This window comes from Pseudomonas avellanae BPIC 631 (assembly GCF_000444135.1).
In the GTDB taxonomy this organism is placed as follows: Bacteria; Pseudomonadota; Gammaproteobacteria; order Pseudomonadales; family Pseudomonadaceae; genus Aquipseudomonas; species Aquipseudomonas avellanae.
On the sequence record NZ_ATDK01000287.1, the window covers coordinates 1 to 15,944 of the forward strand.

Genomic DNA, 15,944 nt, shown 5'->3' on the forward strand with positions numbered 1-15,944 from the left:
TGGCCAAACTGGATCGTGATGCGTTCTTCAATGCTGAGTTCATGATATGACATAGGTTCACCGTACCGGATTGGTCAGGTGTTGCGCTCAGTTTTTGCCGCCGCCCTGGGATTACTGGCCATCACGGCCTCGGTTTTCTGTACCCTTGCAGCATGGAAAAAAAACAACAAGCCAGCGTTGATACTGGGATACGTGGTGCTGATTCAGCTTGTAACCTCTCTGTGTGCATTATCAAAAATTGCGGGACCGATACTCCATCACAGCATTACATTCATCCCGATGATCAGTATATTTATCGCGCTGCAAGCCCTGCTACTGATAAACCAGAACTGCTCGAACACCAGCATAAAAACCACGCTGACTATCATGGGCAGCCTGGCAAGTGTGTTTTTTTATAGCAACCCATTACCAGCAGATAAATAACGTGGTTGCCGTCGCCAAAACACCTGACGAGAACATCGCCCGCTTATATTCAGACCTGGAAGAAGCAACGCAACGCTGTACCAGCACGCCCACTATCAATATGAATCAACCCCTCTGGGAGCCTACGGTGGGCGCTGTGTCCGCCGCTTACCGAAATGGGCAAGCCTTTAGTATAACGCCTTCATTCTGGTCGATTATATTTGGAGGGCGCGTCCCGACAGAGCCTACGCACTGCGTTACAAGTTTCACTCAGAAAAACGATCGAATCAGTGTAGACGTAAAGGATTATGAGAACATCGGCAAAATCGAAGGGTCAGCCGTTATCAATCTTGATACGTTAGTGTTTGAGCAGTACGGCACAGCGCTGTTCGACAAGGGGAGTTTGCGCGTGTCTTCCGAGTCGTTTACTGACGCCGGTTTTCTATCACAGGAACTGACGCTGCCCGCTGGGTCGTACCGGATAAACGCGACGTTGAATTGGTCAGCAACTTCTGAAAAGCATGGCAGCAATGCAGGGCATCTTTCGTTTCACGGCAAGAGCATGATTTATGCGATAAACGATTCTACGGCTACAAACACACCTGTCACGGCGTACTTCACATCGGATGGGCAACCATTCAGGCTGTCGTTTGGTCTGGGTGGTTGGTCTACCGGGAAAGGTTCTGTTCAGTTGAAAAGCCTGAAAATAGAGCAATTGAAGCAGCAATGAGTGAATAAAGAAACCACGCTGCCCGAACAATCATTGTCGGGCAGTGTGGAACCGCTTTTTTATTCACCAGCATACAGCTTTATTTGAAGGTGACAGCCTTTACGAAAAGACTCAAAGAGCGTGCATCTTCACTCATACCTAATTGCTGAGGAGATACCGAATCCGGCGTAGAAAAGGTGATAACCAATTTATCACTTTCCAAAGGGGGTAGTTTAACCTCTGTCGTAGTGCCTGACGCATCGGTCAACACCGAACTGTATTGCTCCACGCCGTTAATGAGAACCTTCACTGTTTGCTTTGTATGCTTGCTGCTCACAAACGGACGCCAGTCTATGACCATTACAGTTGGGGATTGAGCATCGACAATACAATTAAACTCGGCGCTTTTTCCTACGATCCAGGTTCCTGTACTTTCTGCCGAACCAAAACCCTTCAACCGGCGCGAGTCAACCAATCCGGTTGTTGAGAAGTCGACACGCCCGCGGCAATAGCTTGACTCGTTGGCCCGCTCCGACAAACACTGCGCACTAGACACTGACACACCGGCGCCCGAGAACGTCCGGCATTCTTTCGTGTCATATTTTTTGACGCCCGCGTTTGTAATGACTCGACTGTACTTGGCATAATCCTGCAATGAGTTAGCAATGAGAACGTCTGATATGGCCAGTTCTCTTTGCGTTTTGAAAATAGAGATTGAGAAGAGGTAGTCAAAAACGGGCGACTTACCTTCAAGCCCGATAACCACATCATTTCCGCCATTCTCGGCAGCCGGCAACTGCAGCGCCAGCGCATCCATTTTTTTCTCCAACTGCACCAGATCCGAGAGATCGTAAGCTTCAGGAGAAAGTAGCGACGCCTTGAAAACAGCATAAAAGCTCATAGCGACAAATAGAGCATACACCAGTGAGTAATTATTCGAGGTGTCCGAATCCCCGGACGCCTTGCGGCAAAATGCAAAACCTATCAGGATCGCCAGTGAAATAAAGAGATGAGTAACTATACCATACACATATTTTTTAACAGCATAGTCCGAGCCCATTCCGTACTTCACGAGCACCATTTGCAACAAGCACAAGCACGATACAGCCCCGCCATAGACAGCGAGGTACTTTACAGCCGGGTAGCCCAGCATCGGTTTATTCTTGACGTGAAGCGTTAACAGCACGACTGAAAGAATAATACCCAACACGCACAGCGTTGCGATGCCTGTCGGGTAAGTAATATTTAAAAAGCTTAATGCACCGTGATTTTCTGAAATTTTTCTCATTGAAGAGAAAGCAGGATTTAAAACAACGCCCCCCAAGGCCACAACGGGAATGAGAAGACTGGCTATTGCAGCGGGGATGCTGAGTTTCTTGTCAAGAAAGTCTGAATATGCATTAAACAGAACCAATCCGCCCAAGAGACCCAGCAGTTCCAGAGTCGGCAGCAAATGAACGCCTGTATTGATGGCAATAACACCGATCAAAAAGACATACGCTGTGCTTCTGCCCTTGCGCACCTCAAGAAAAACAGCGACAGCCATGCTTAGAATAGCGACCGCCTGACCTACCAGTTGGGAGTAGAAGTAGTTGCCCACTATCTCCCCGCCGTGTACGTCAAAGTGGAACGTGTAACGGTTGACCACAAGCAGTAAAACAAGCGTTAACGTGGACGCCGTCGCAACACGCCTGGGAAGCGTGTTGAGCATATAGATGAAAGCACCCCAAATGGCAGCGAGCGACAGCAGGGAAACGATGTGCAACCCTAAAAATGTCGAGTGCATTGGCCAGCCAACTATCGCGGCAACGATATGGCTGAGCCTGGGGTAATAATTCATCTCTCCCAACGTGGGATCGTTTGAGTTTATCAGATTGAAATTTTCGGCTATACGATAGGCCAGCGCATAATGATGCGCCAGATCGACAGACTGACTACGCAGCACATCAATATTTGACACCATCAACCACGCTGTCACCAGAAGCAGCGTATAGCAGAGAAATCGCGACGGTAATAGTTGCATTTGATTCACTCAGACGATCCCTTTCAGATTACAGCTTTTGGGCGATCAAACGACCTTCGCGAATGGCGTAGTTCGTTCCCCGGTCCTCTGGATAAATCTGAGCCATCGTCGAAATCAACGCATTATCGAATGGCGTGGATGCATCAGGTACGTACTGAGAGTAATTACGCTCGGTCACCGGTTGAGCGTACTCGGAACGCCAGACCTTGAAGTCGACGACCCACTCTTTTTCAAAGTGAGGGAACATACGCTTCAAATGCGAGAGGGCGAAATCAAGGTACTCATCGTCACTGTAGGCCCATACTGGATCTTCAGTGGCCAGGTAGCGAGACAGATAGGCAATGTGAGTGCCCTTGTAATTTTCCGGCGTGTCAAAGTTGGTGTGTTCGATAACACCCACAAACGGGAAGCCCGGATCATTGACATTGAGCCAGTAGGTGTCCGACAGGCTGTGCTTGAGGCGCAGCACCAGGCACATGTTGCCCAGGTACTTGACCCTGCGCAATTTCGTCAGCCATGCATCGTCTGCGGACTTCTGAAACATGTCCGCAATCAACGGAAACGAAGGCGTGAACAAAAACTTGTTGCCCGCCACGTCACCTTCTTCGGTGGTGACTGCAGTGACTTGTTTACCCTCGGTCACCAAACCGGTGACTTTGGAGTTGAATACCACCTCGCTGCCATTGGCACGAATGGCCGATACGAGCGCCTCTGCAAGTCGTCCGAAACCGCCCTTGAAGTAAGCAAGCTCTTCGCCGCCTTTATCGTTGCGCGTGCTGCCGCGCAATACCAGCTTCTTCCACATCCAGACGGCATTGACTGCCTCTGCATAAACGGAGAACTTGGAGTTGATCAGCGGCTCCCAGACCACCTTGTAAACCGACTTGCCGCACATGCCTTCCAGCCACTCGCGGATACTCAGGTGCTCGATCGTCTTCCAGTCTTTGATACGGCGGACCTGAAAAACAAGAAGCCCGAGACGTATACGGTCTATCAGGGAAAGCGCCTTGAAGCGAAGCAGATCCAGGGGAGTGGACAGTTTCCACATTCTGCCGTTGAAATACATGCCGGTTCGCGTCGGGAGCAGAATAACGTCGCCTTCCAACCCCAACTCCTTGACCAGTTCCGGTACAAAGACGTCGTTATTGAACCAGTGGTGATAAAACTTTTCTACGCGAACGCCATCGTTGAATTCAAAAATCCCGGCCAATCCGCCTGGCGTGGAGTCAGCTTCAATGACCTTTACCTTCTTACCCTGCTTTGACAGCACGTAAGCAGCTGTGAGGCCTGTGAAACCACCTCCCACAATCACCACATCATAGTTATTCATTTACATTTACCAAGGTAGAATTTTTCATGATTATGCTCGTGCTGCCTTGAATAGCGCAGGGCGCGACCATATCGCCAATGCTCCAACAATCGTCGTTGGTAGCCAGAGGGCCAGATGTACAATTATCGCATAGCTGCCTGCTTGAGCTGCAGAACCACCAATAAGCGTCACGGCGGTGAAAGCCGCGAGATGAAACGGGCCTACATAGCCGGGTGATGAAGGTGCCAAGGTAGACAGCGTTGCGATCGCCATGACCAGCAAGGCCATCAGAGGGCTCGCGTCCAGGCCCAGCCCCATCAGGGCAAAATAAAACAAGCCTGATTCACCGAGCCATACAAGTACCGATAAACCAAGCATCGCTCCAAGGATGCGCGGCCGCGACATCACATCGAAGCTCTCGAAAAGCCCTGCGACTGCGTGAAATACCTGCTGCAGCCTGGTGGGCTTGATCGAGTCTGACTGTTCGCCTGCCAATGAATGAAACAAGCGCGCGAAGCTGCCGGAAAAGAAAAATCCGACAGTGAGAGCCATGCCGCCCAACAAGGCAAGAATGACAGCAGTCTGTCGCAGTGCCGGGGGCACCTCTATCGTTTGTATGGCAAGCACACCGAGCGCCAGACAGGCCAGCAGAGTGACCAGATCTATAAGCCTCTCCACAACCAGACTTGTGGTCGCGGCGGTCTTGGTAACGCCCATGGCATAAGGAAATACCAGCGCGCGCACGACATCGCCCAACCGCAACGGCAGCACGTTATTGAGCGCGATAGCGCCCAGAAAAGGCGCCGCACAGTTCTTGAACTCTACGCGGGTACCTGTCGCAGAAAGCATTACAGACCATCGAAAGATACGCACGGCGTAGCCGAAGCCCAGCGATAGAATTCCCAGTGCCAGATAGCGCCATTGGAAGTGCTCAAGGGCTTCCATGACCTCCGAAAACTTCACCAGACGAAAAATTGCGATAAGGCAAATGAGCGTGATGCCCCCGCCAATCACATGTTTTATCCAGCGTCTTTCTTTGGTCTGCGGCTTCTGTGTCATGTTTGTCTCAAATCCGCCAAGGGGCATTGTTGGTCGCCCACAAAGCTTCCAGTTCGCGTTTGTCACGCAAGGTATCGCAAGGCTGCCAGAAGCCGGAATGCTGAAAGGCGCACAGGTGACCATCTTTGGCAAGATTGGTCAGCGGCTCGCGCTCCCAGGAGATACTGTCGCCGTCGATGTACTTGATCACTTCTGGTTCGAGTACGAAGAACCCGCCGTTGATCCAGCCAATTTCATCGGCAGGCTTTTCAGAAAAACTGGAAACATTGTTAGCGGCATCTATGTTCAACACGCCGAAACGCCCAGGCGGCTGCACTGCAGCGACAGTCGCCAATTTCCCGTGTTGACGGTGAAACGCAATTTCTGCACTGATATCGATATCTGAAAGACCGTCGCCGTACGTGAGGCAAAAGGTTTCATTGTTCAGATACGGAGCCACCCGTTTGAGACGACCGCCGGTCATGGTTTCAGCACCGGTATCGACCAGCGTGATCCGCCAGTCTTCGGCCTGGCTGTTCAGAATTTTTTGATCCCCGGTTGCAAGATCAATGGTCATGTCCGACATGTGATTGTAGTAGTTGGAGAAAAACTCTTTGATCACGTAGCCTTTGTAACCTAGGCAGATAACAAAATCCTTGATACCGTGGTTAGCGTATGAACGCATGATGTGCCAAAGCAGAGGTTTTCCGCCGATCTCCACCATGGGCTTCGGTTTGGTGTCCGATTCTTCCGCGATGCGAGTTCCCAAGCCACCGGCCAAAATTACAGCTTTCATGTTTTCTCCTTATAACTTGAGATCGGAAGTTTCAAAGTTAAGACTTTGCTGAATGACAGCAACGGGGTCTGCGCGCAACACCAGGTAAATACGCAGCAGGTATTCACCAATGATGCCCAACAGAAAAGAATTCAGGCCGATGCCGAACAGAACCAGAATATGGATACTGGCCAGCCCAGGCGGCAGTTCAGGATGAAACAGGCGCAACAACACATAATAAAGAGCGCCCAACACACTGACAGCCAGAATTATCAATCCCAAGAAAGAAGCCATACGAAGCGGCACTGTCGAGTGGTTGAATACCGCCGTCAGGCCCAGCTGAAGCAGCCGGCTGATGTTGAATTTGCTGACGCCTGCAATGCGTGCATCCCGATCGTAAGGGATGCCCGTCTGATTGAAGCCAATACCCGCGATCATCCCTCTGAGATACGGGTTGGCGGTCTTGGTCTTGAGCAACACATTGACGACTTTCCTGTCAATCAGGCGAAAATCGCCGACGTCCCGCGGGATTGGGTGCTCGCTCACTTTATCGATTGCCCAATACCCCAGGCGACGAAAGTTGTTCAGCAACCAGCCTTCCGGCCTTTTGCGACGGACTCCATACACCACCTCATGGCCTTCCTGCCAGCGGGCAAAAAACTCTTCGAGCATTTCCGGTGGGTCTTGAAGGTCGGCGTCAATCTGCATCACCGCATCGCCCTTGGTGTGCATGTAATTGGCGAGAATGGAACGCTGAAAACCGTAGTTTCGAGAGAAACGAATGGCCTTGACCCTTGGATCTTTCGCAGCCAGATCTGCCAGCATCGCCCACGTGTTGTCATCGGAGTGATTGTCTGAAAAGACAAACTCCAGATCGCATCGATCTTTCATCCTGGTCGCCAGGGCGTCCAGCCGGCTGTAAAGGGCTTCGATATTTCCCGACTCATTGAGTACCGGGATCGAGATTGATACCAGGGGGCGCTTGCCTGACATTAAATTTTCCATAAAGAATTCTGCACTCAGGCGGTTATCTGTTTTTTCATGTAATCGACGACCGACTCTATGCTGTCGCGAAACACGATGCCGTTCAGCACTTCAGGGCGCTCAAAGACATGGCTAAAATTTTCTTGAGTCGGCTCGGGTAACGCGCCCAGGCGAAGTAGATGGGTTTTGTCAAATGCCTTGAAGATAGCCTTGGCCAAATCTCCAAGACTGACAGGCATCCCATGACTTAACTCAATAATGCCCTCGGCATGATTATCCACCATCGATTTGATGGCCACAGCGTCGTCCAACACATGATGGTACTCACGCAGTTGCCGACCTTGAGTCATCTCGAAAGGTGTGCCTGCGCGCAAAGCGCTCAGAATTTGGCCGAGAAACATGAAAGGGCTCGGCTCAGCTGAACCATAAAGCGTATGAATCCGGATATGAGCCGGGCTGAAATCGCTTCCTCCAGCGCTTTCCACAAACTGACTCAGCAACAGTTTGCTTTGCACGTAGGGATTGGAGGTCAGCGTTCGCTCCATTGCAGTTCCGAACGTGACAACCCGGATACCTGCCGACGCGACAGCGGTGATGATATTTTGTGGCAACCTGAAGTTTACGTTGTGTAACTGCTGTGCAGGCAGCCGCGGATCAAGTAAGCCGGAACAGATGTACACTACGGCACCTGCATGCGCGTATTCCGAAAAATACGCAGTAATTGCCGCTGCCGAATCAGGCTCGGCCCATCGTTCATAGACAGCTCGATCAACACAGGTCACTTCATTCGCAGGGTATTGCTCAGCGATTGCCTGACCCAGTCGACCGCGGCTGCCTATGATGAAGTTCATTCCTGAATGCCCGCTCGCCACCCATCGATTTGAGCGAGTGTAATTGCCCGGGCACTACCAGGATGGGCGTAGAAATCCCGGTACCAGGAAGCAGTTTTCTCCACGACTTCTTCCGTGTTCCACACCGGAATCCAGTTCAGCTGATTTCTTGCGATTGAACTGTCCAGCGCCAATGCGCCTGCTTCAGGCAATGGATTGTCCATGAACTCGAGATTCGGACGCTGCCAGTCGGTACTCATCAGCTCGAGAACATCTCTGACCGAATACTGCTTGAGTTCCTGAGGCCCGAGGTTCCAGGCTTTCGCAACGCGGCCAGGGTTTTCGGACAGTAGCTCGGCAAGAATGACGAGGTAACCGTGCACGAGTGCCAGAACATGCTGCCAGGGACGGGTGGCGTCCGGGTAACGAAGAGTCATGACCTGCCCTTCGTTCACAGCACGCACGAAGTCAGGGATAAGACGGTCTTCAGACCAATCCCCACCGCCGATTATATTGCCGCCTCGTGCGGTAGCAATGGCAGGCCCCAGCCCTTGGGAGAAGGGGTAGGAAGCGCCATAGCTTTGGATAATCATTTCCGCAGCCGCTTTTGAAGCGCTGTAAGGATCTTTGCCACCCAGTGGGTCGTTTTCGCGGTATGGCCATGCCCATTCGTTGTTTTTATAGACTTTGTCTGTTGTGACACAGAGCACGCCGCGAACACTTTTTACCAGACGAGCCGTTTCAAGAACGTGCGCCGTCCCTTGAGCGTTGACCATGAACGTCTGCACGGGCTCGCGGTACGACCTGCGAACGAGAGGCTGAGCGGCCAGGTGCAGAATCAAATCCGGCTGAAAGGCTTCGACAGCCTGCAGTAGCTTGTCAAAGTCGCAGATGTCACCTAAAACGCTGTCTATATCGTTTTCCAGCCCCAGCTCTTCAAAAAGAGAGGGTGTGGTCTCAGGCGCGAGCGAATAGCCTGCAACATGAGCACCGATAGACTTCAGCCAAAGACATGCCCATCCCCCGGTGAACCCGGTATGACCAGTGACCAAAACCTTTTTTCCGGCAAGGCTGTCTTCAAACTTGAGTTTTGCTGTCATTTTCCTACGCCATCGGTGTTGTGCGAATAACTTGCCTCTGATAAACAGTGATCAGAGGCATCAGCAATAAAATAAGCGAGCAAGAATACATGGCTATCAGGGTTTTGTGGAAATAAAGGACACACAGGTGCCAGCGAGCCCATCGAAAATGCCGAACACTTGCCTCGACATAAAGTACACGGTGACTGCCTAAGCCACCGCGCCAATGGTCCTTCGCACTTTGGCCACAGGCCCTCAATTGAGCGACACACAATTCAAACCGAAAAACAAGCTCCGCGTTATTTTGTGATCTCGCCAAGAAGCTGCTGTGCGCTCTCTTCCCATGTCAGCCACGGCATCGACACTGACGTAGGGTGCTCGCCAAGGTCTAACAGCTTCAGCCAAGCCAGAACAGCGGCAGCCAGCTCGCCAGCGGCCATCCCCTGAAAATAAAACGCGTGCTCACCGGCAATTTCTCTGAACACTGGCAGATCGCGAATGATCATCGGCATATGATGCTGAGCTGCCTCAATCAATGGCAGCCCAAACCCTTCACCTTCAGACGCAGCTATCAGGCAGGTCGTAGCCGAATAGACCTTCTCGAGGTACTCGTCACTGATGCCTTCCAGCCAGAAAAGTCTATTGCCCTTTTCAGGATGTTTTTCGAGGCGTGCGACCAGTTCGTCGACAAGCCAGCCTCTTTTGCCGACGATCACCAGATTGATATCCTGGCCCTGCTCCCACAACTGCTCAAAAGCAGCCAGTGTCTGTGCATGCCCCTTGCGCGGCTCAATGGTACTGACCATCAGAAAGCTCGGCTTCTGTGCCAGACGTGCCAACAGGTCCCAGGCATCGTCAGGCAAGCCTGCTGATGGCATGCTGTTGTCGATATCGGCGCCCAGATGGAAGCTTTTGACATTCGGCTTATTGCCAGCACATTTGTCTGTATTGTCCGCGAGCCACTGCTTGAGTTCATCGGCAACCGCTTCGGATATGCAAATCAGGTCGCTCGCAACCATGCCGATTTTCTGCAACCAGTCGTTGAACAGCTCGGCGTTTGGTGCACCCCACCAGTCCGGGCGATGAAACAGCAGCAGGTCGTAGACGATATAGCTAACCTGCACACCCATCTGACGCATTTGGCTGTGCAATGGGTAAAGTTGACTGGCCAGGTGCATGTTCAAGTCCAGGGACAGATAAATGTCATCCTGAGCAAAGTCGATGATGGCGTCGGTCGTTTCGGGAAACTCAGCGTATATGCGCGATGCGAAGGCATTAGCGTAGTAATACTGACCGTCGGCGTAGTAAATCGGACGAACGTTGAGGCCGGTCGGCTGCTTGTTCAGAAACTCATGGAGCAGGCTACGCACAACGCGCTGGATGCCTGACCTGGCATCACTGTGAACAATGCTGGATACGTCCAACAACAGTTGCCGGTGATCGGCGCCTGCGAAATCGAAAGCAATGCTTTTCGCGATCTGGAACAGCTCGATATCAGTAGGGGCTGTATCGGAAAGCGAAATCAAGCGCTCCAGTAACTCGGCAGCGGGATCAGCCTGATCGCCCACGCCATCGACAACCGGTGAATGCCTGAGTTCAAGCGCTGCAATGGCTTTCTTGGCTGACTCGTCCCACGAAAACTTGGTGCACTGCTCACCTGCATTCGCAAGCAATCGGGCACGGAAGCCTTCGTCTTCCAGCCCTTCAATCATTTTCGCCGCAATGGACTTGACCGAGAGCGGATCAAACAGCGCATCAGCAAAGCCAATAACTTCTGGAACACTGCTGCAGTTGGAACCAATAACCGCGGCACCGCATGCCATCGCTTCCAGCACCGGAAGACCGAAACCTTCGTGCGTGGACGGGAAGACAAACAGTTTGGCCAGCGAATACAGGGCAATCAGATCAGGGTCATTAACATAACCGGTAAGCACCAGATCCGAAGATTTGATTCCATATTGCTCCGCAAATGCGAGCAGCTCCATTCTCTGCTGGGCATGCAACTTACTGGCGATAACCAGCTGGTGGCGATCCTTCAGGGCTTGTGGCAACGTGCTGTAGGCCTCAAGCAAACGCGCGAAGTTCTTCCGCGGATCAAAGCCACCCGGTGCGTAGAGAATGAATTCGGACTTGACGCCGAGACGCTCAAGCATCGCCGAGCTTTTGGTCAGATTGATTTCGTCGGGAGTGAATTGCTCGCCAATGGCCGCCGATATGTTGGCTATTCGCGCGCGATCAATGTCCAGGTGGGTAACCGCTTCCTGACGGGACGAGTCGGAAATGGCCAGCAAGGTATCGGCTTTTTTCAGCCAGTCTATCTTGCGGTAGTAGTAGTCCTTCAGCTCTGCCGTAGGCAGATAGACGTCCTCATTCATGAACGGGATCAGATCATAAAGAATGACGGCGGTCTGATACGTCGCAGGGACAGCGCCAACTGACGTTACCGCATAACCTTCAAACAGGCTGCTGACCAGTACGACATCTGGCTTGAGTGTGGCCATAAAGGATTCGCGCACCACTTCGGATGCTCGCGCCACCCAAGGAGTAGGATTGGCATCGCTGGGCACATCAAAGATGCGGATTCGGCGTTCCGGGATAAGCCCCGAGAACGCGGCCCTGATATCAGGAATGCTCTCCGACATGCAGTTGTTGAGCGCCAGCCAGATTTCATGCTCGCCAGCATTGCGTGCCATGGCCTGTGCCAAGGAGAGAGAATAGCGACCAATACCGCGGAAACGACTTTCGGACTGAGCGCCCTGTAGATCAATGACGATACGCATCAACGGTTTTCCTTGCGCTCAAAAGCTTGCTTCAAATCAGAATACACACGGGCTGCTCTAGGGCTTGCAGTAGGAAAACCATCATCAGTCGCCTCTGTTGTCTCCGTCAAAGGACGGATCTCATGAGGCTGAGGCTGTATGATCCCGTGACGCAGGGCAAATTGCCTGACGCTGTTCAGCAGATTGGGGTATGACTGAATCTTGCTGGTGACTCGCGTCCGCAAAGCTGGTCTGTTCAAAACAAAACGTAGCGAACGGGCCAGAACAGAGCGTGCAACTCGCCTGACCAAGCTTGATGGCAATTTTGAAGCCCTGCTCGACAGATCTGCGGACCTACGCAGTGGCTTGGTGACACGCCAGGATTTACTGTTCTCCAGCTTTGCGATATGAGCCTCGTAAGCAGTCGCCTTGAGCCACCAGTGATGCGCATTGTTCAGAGACTGATCCAGTTGAACTTGTAGATCATGAATCTGCTCTTGTTCGTTTTCTGTCGCGGTTGCCTTTAACCACCAGTGATGTGCATTGTCCAATGATTCATTCAGGCGAGTCTGAAGCTCGCTCGCCAGTTCTTGCGCGGATGCCGCATCGGTGGCTTTGGTAATGCTGGTATCGAGTTGCAATTGCAGAACCTGCGACTTGATATGTTCCAGATCGGTAAACGCCTGTCTCAAGCGCGATTCCGATTCATTCATGCGCAATTGTGCTGCGTCCTGGCCTAACTGGACGTTATGTAGTCGTGATTCAGCCAGTTCGGCGCGCAGGCTCGCTTCACGTATCTGAGTCTCGAGATAATCGTTTTCCTCCAGTGCGCGCACTGTCTTCTCGAGGTAATCGCCGTGTTGCCGGATCTGGTCAAGCTGCTCCAGCAGCTCAGCCTTGGCCGCCGCTGCCGTTTCTGCCTGCACGTGAACGGCCTGCTCGATACCTTGGCCGTGCTGCTGAATCTGATTCAGTTGTTCACGCAACTGAAAACTGGTCTCAGTACCCTCCTCCTCCAGTCTCCGCAAAGTCTGTTCAAGACACTGGTTGTGGAGTTGAGTCTGATTAAAGTGCTCGCGCAGCTCAGTGCATGCGGCATTGCTGCTTTGAATCCAACCCGCAATCTGGGCGTCATAGCGACGCGCAACCGACTCAAGCGAGAGGCCATACTCTCGACCGAAGACAGTATCGAATATCTCCATCTGCTCAGGAGCAGCCGATTTCTGTGCGACGATCGCATAATCCGGGCTGACACCGTGTAACACGCTGAACAGATCAACAGGTCCGCCCTCTGCAAGCTCGACTTGTTCTTGCAAACGAAGCAACTGGGAGCGGCCAAATTGAGAGTACTCAGCGAGAAAACTCAACAGCAAATGAGGTATCGGGCAGTTATGAGTAGGGTCCAGATAAAATGTTTGTGTACCCACCACAAGATTTTCCGAATTGGGCGTTTCCAGAATCAGCAACCCGGCAGGCTTGAGTACGCGACGTGCCTCGGCCACCAGCACCTTCAAATCGTCAAACGGAATATGTTCGGCAATGTGAAACCCGGAAACAACAGCTAAGCTTTCATCCGGCAGACTTTTCAGCTTTTCCAGTGCGTCAATATTTTCAACCGGGAGCCCAAGCGCTTTACAGGCTTCGAGCATGCCTGCATCAAGATCGATGCCTTGAGCCTGGAAACCATTTTGGATAAGGATTTCCAGCCATTCACCTCGGCCGCACCCCAGATCCAGAGCAGAACACTCCGGGTAAAGTTGCTTGATCAGCTTAAGAAAAGGTACGTAGGCCTGCTGCCTGTCATGGATCAGCTCACGCGAACCGCGGTAACGATCTTCAAAGGCTCGGTAGAAAGGAACAGTCATCGGCTGAACTCCACAACAGGTGGCAACCAGGCCAACCCAACAAACTCGTTTTGCGAAATATTAACTACGTTGAACACGAGCGTTAGATCCACCCATTCATAATTGCGGGACAAATGACTGTCAGTGGTATGGAGTGCTACGGCAACCGAATACGATCCCACACCCAGATTAGCAGCAAAGTTGAATGAGTAGTCCAGCGACTCCCCAGCCTGCAGATCAGCGACCTTGCAGCCCATATGATGAGTATTGGTGCCGTACACGGGCTGTCCCAGCCGGTCCTTTATCAGGTAGCCCACTACCAGTTCAGGAATGGCACTGTTGACCTGAGCATTGATGTGCAAGGACACGGGTTCGCCCACTGAAACATATTCAATGCGCTCACCGGCAGCATTATGGAGACTGACAGGGCCGATGGTAGCTTCTCCACTGCCAGATCGAGTCTGTACTGAGCCATCTTCGAGCTCACGAAGCTGGACCGTGGCGTTCTCTTTTTCAGCGATCAATGCGTTGTAGAAATCCATGACCTCTTCTGGCTTGCCGTCTTTTATGACGGTGCCTTTTTCAAGCAGGATAGCTCGGTTGCACAAGGCCTGAATCGAGCCACGGTCGTGAGAAACGATGAGCAGAGTCGTGCCTTGCTGCTGAAACTCGCGTATACGATCAAAGCTTTTGTGCTGGAAGTAGCTGTCACCCACAGACAGCGCCTCGTCCACGATGAGAATTTCAGGCCTTATCGCAGTGGCAACCGCAAAAGCGACGCGCATCTGCATACCACTGGAATACGTCCGCACCGGCTCGTCGAAATATTCGCCTATTTCAGCAAATGCTTCGATTTCATCAATGACTTCATTGATCTGCTCGCCACTGAAGCCCATTAATCCAGCAGCGTGAAAAACGTTCTGGCGGCCAGTCAGGTCTGGCGTAAAACCCATGCCCAGCTCAAGAATCGCGGCAATACGACCGTTAACTTGTACATTGCCTTCCGTGGGCTGCAGGGTGCCCGTGATCATCTTGAGAAGTGTTGACTTACCCGCTCCGTTCTGACCGACGATCCCTATAGCCTCACCTGGCTCTATGGAAAAGCTGATGTGTTTGAGGACCCAGTGCTCTTCACTTGGCTTGGTGGGTATACCGAACCAGCGACCTATACGCTGAAACTCGGAAGCATAGACACGATAGGCCTTGCCCAGGTTCTTGACACTCAACAGGCTCATAGTACATCCACCATTTCCGGTGCTGCGCGGCGAAACATGAACAGCCCCAACAGCATCAGGCCAACGGCAACCGCAGCGGTTACGGCCATGCTTTGCAGATCAGGTGCTCGCGCATAAACCAGCACATCGTGATAGGCACTGACAATCGGAAACATGGGGTTGATGCCCATGACACTCTTGAACTGCTCGGGAATGATATTGAGCGGGTACACGATAGGCGTGAACCAGAACCAGACCTGCAACAGGATTGGAATGACCTGGCCAACGTCCCGCACGAATACGTTCAATACGCCGAGAATCAGACCCAGGCCGACAGCCAGAGCCGTCACTACAAGGGTCAGCGGGATCAACCAAAGCATTTGCCAGTGCGGCCATTGCCCCAGCGCAGCAAAGACCAGCAGTATCGCCGCGAACAGCAGGACGTAATTGAGCAGGCAGGAGCCTGCGACAATCACCGGCAGTGTAATCCGCGGAAAACGCATCTTCTTCATCAGGTTGCCCTGATCGATGAACAGCGTCAGGCAGCGGCCGATGATCTCCGAAAAATAGCTCCAGGCCAGCATCCCGGCCATCAGGTAGACCGCGTACGCGTACTTGTTATCAATGCCAGGGAGTTTGGCAGCCAGCACATTGGAGAGCACCAATGCATAGATTGCCACCTGTGCCAGCGGGTTGATGATCATCCACAGGCCGCCGAGGCGGCTACGAGCGAAACGTGCGGAAAACTCATTGCGTATAGATGAAAAGACGAATCCTCGGTAACCCCAAAGGCTTCTGAACAGCTCCAACATTGATGACTCCTGAAAAGGGTGAAATCGTGCTCACCCTGAGTGTTCCTGTTTCGTGATATAGATGCGTAAGGTCCGGATCGCGCTGCGCGGGACAATGGCTTTACCAACCGACGAAACGTAAAAAGCAGAAAATGGTTTCTGGGAGCGCACTATATCGCCTTCGCCG

At 52.2% G+C, this 15,944-nt stretch carries 11 protein-coding genes and 1 pseudogene; 1 reads left to right on the forward strand and 11 read right to left on the reverse strand.

What is annotated here, in order from left to right:
• Window positions 1–105: 105 nt before the first annotated feature.
• Window positions 106–1,132: pseudogene (locus DW49_RS01000000128495) on the forward strand (hypothetical protein); the annotation flags it as partial.
• 79 nt (window positions 1,133–1,211) lie between these two features.
• On the opposite strand, the gene DW49_RS0117210 reads toward DW49_RS01000000128495, so the two are convergent.
• From DW49_RS0117210 to DW49_RS0117260, 11 genes are all read right to left on the reverse strand, one after another.
• Window positions 1,212–3,134 (reverse strand): hypothetical protein, encoded by a 1,923-nt coding sequence (locus tag DW49_RS0117210; protein WP_005615118.1) that lies wholly within the window; start codon window positions 3,132–3,134, stop codon window positions 1,212–1,214.
• Window positions 3,135–3,162: 28 nt separating this feature from the next.
• Window positions 3,163–4,464 carry an NAD(P)/FAD-dependent oxidoreductase gene (locus DW49_RS0117215; RefSeq protein ID WP_005736588.1) on the reverse strand — a complete coding sequence of 434 codons (1,302 nt, stop codon included), beginning with the start codon at window positions 4,462–4,464 and terminating at the stop codon, window positions 3,163–3,165.
• Window positions 4,465–4,494: 30 nt separating this feature from the next.
• Window positions 4,495–5,529, reverse strand: coding sequence for a lysylphosphatidylglycerol synthase transmembrane domain-containing protein (locus DW49_RS0117220; RefSeq protein ID WP_005615114.1), 1,035 nt, complete (start codon window positions 5,527–5,529; stop codon window positions 4,495–4,497).
• Complete coding sequence (gene rfbF, locus DW49_RS0117225) at window positions 5,510–6,277, reverse strand: glucose-1-phosphate cytidylyltransferase (protein ID WP_003382214.1); 768 nt, start codon at window positions 6,275–6,277, stop codon at window positions 5,510–5,512. Before rfbF ends, DW49_RS0117220 begins: the two co-directional genes overlap by 20 nt.
• Before the next feature lie 9 nt (window positions 6,278–6,286).
• A complete protein-coding gene (locus DW49_RS0117230) occupies window positions 6,287–7,249 on the reverse strand; it encodes a glycosyltransferase family 2 protein (RefSeq protein ID WP_005615110.1) in 963 nt (320 codons plus the stop codon).
• Window positions 7,250–7,275: 26 nt separating this feature from the next.
• Window positions 7,276–8,091, reverse strand: a complete 816-nt coding sequence (locus DW49_RS0117235; RefSeq protein ID WP_005615109.1) for an NAD-dependent epimerase/dehydratase family protein — start codon at window positions 8,089–8,091, stop codon at window positions 7,276–7,278.
• Window positions 8,088–9,170 (reverse strand): CDP-glucose 4,6-dehydratase, encoded by a 1,083-nt coding sequence (gene rfbG, locus DW49_RS0117240; protein WP_005615107.1) that lies wholly within the window; start codon window positions 9,168–9,170, stop codon window positions 8,088–8,090. The genes DW49_RS0117235 and rfbG overlap by 4 nt, the downstream gene beginning before the upstream one ends.
• Before the next feature lie 278 nt (window positions 9,171–9,448).
• Window positions 9,449–11,929 (reverse strand): glycosyltransferase family 4 protein, encoded by a 2,481-nt coding sequence (locus DW49_RS0117245; protein WP_005615105.1) that lies wholly within the window; start codon window positions 11,927–11,929, stop codon window positions 9,449–9,451.
• The gene (locus tag DW49_RS0117250) at window positions 11,929–13,773 is read right to left on the reverse strand and encodes a class I SAM-dependent methyltransferase (RefSeq protein ID WP_005615104.1); all 1,845 of its coding nucleotides are present in this window, start codon (window positions 13,771–13,773) and stop codon (window positions 11,929–11,931) included. Before DW49_RS0117250 ends, DW49_RS0117245 begins: the two co-directional genes overlap by 1 nt.
• Complete coding sequence (locus tag DW49_RS0117255; RefSeq protein ID WP_005615102.1) at window positions 13,770–14,987, reverse strand: ABC transporter ATP-binding protein; 1,218 nt, start codon at window positions 14,985–14,987, stop codon at window positions 13,770–13,772. Before DW49_RS0117255 ends, DW49_RS0117250 begins: the two co-directional genes overlap by 4 nt.
• Window positions 14,984–15,778: an ABC transporter permease gene (locus tag DW49_RS0117260; protein ID WP_005615100.1), complete on the reverse strand. Its 795-nt coding sequence runs from the start codon at window positions 15,776–15,778 to the stop codon at window positions 14,984–14,986. The genes DW49_RS0117255 and DW49_RS0117260 overlap by 4 nt, the downstream gene beginning before the upstream one ends.
• Window positions 15,779–15,944: the final 166 nt, after the last annotated feature.

Coding starts and splice junctions, on each gene's coding strand:
- DW49_RS0117250 (WP_005615104.1), bottom strand. CDS start 13,773: ATGACTGTTCCTTTCTACCGAGCCTTTGAAGATCGTTACCGCGGTTCG.
- DW49_RS0117255 (WP_005615102.1), bottom strand. CDS start 14,987: ATGAGCCTGTTGAGTGTCAAGAACCTGGGCAAGGCCTATCGTGTCTAT.
- DW49_RS0117235 (WP_005615109.1), bottom strand. CDS start 8,091: ATGAACTTCATCATAGGCAGCCGCGGTCGACTGGGTCAGGCAATCGCT.
- rfbG (WP_005615107.1), bottom strand. CDS start 9,170: ATGACAGCAAAACTCAAGTTTGAAGACAGCCTTGCCGGAAAAAAGGTT.
- DW49_RS0117230 (WP_005615110.1), bottom strand. CDS start 7,249: ATGTCAGGCAAGCGCCCCCTGGTATCAATCTCGATCCCGGTACTCAAT.
- DW49_RS0117245 (WP_005615105.1), bottom strand. CDS start 11,929: ATGCGTATCGTCATTGATCTACAGGGCGCTCAGTCCGAAAGTCGTTTC.
- DW49_RS0117215 (WP_005736588.1), bottom strand. CDS start 4,464: ATGAATAACTATGATGTGGTGATTGTGGGAGGTGGTTTCACAGGCCTC.
- DW49_RS0117210 (WP_005615118.1), bottom strand. CDS start 3,134: ATGCAACTATTACCGTCGCGATTTCTCTGCTATACGCTGCTTCTGGTG.
- DW49_RS0117220 (WP_005615114.1), bottom strand. CDS start 5,529: ATGCCCCTTGGCGGATTTGAGACAAACATGACACAGAAGCCGCAGACC.
- rfbF (WP_003382214.1), bottom strand. CDS start 6,277: ATGAAAGCTGTAATTTTGGCCGGTGGCTTGGGAACTCGCATCGCGGAA.
- DW49_RS0117260 (WP_005615100.1), bottom strand. CDS start 15,778: ATGTTGGAGCTGTTCAGAAGCCTTTGGGGTTACCGAGGATTCGTCTTT.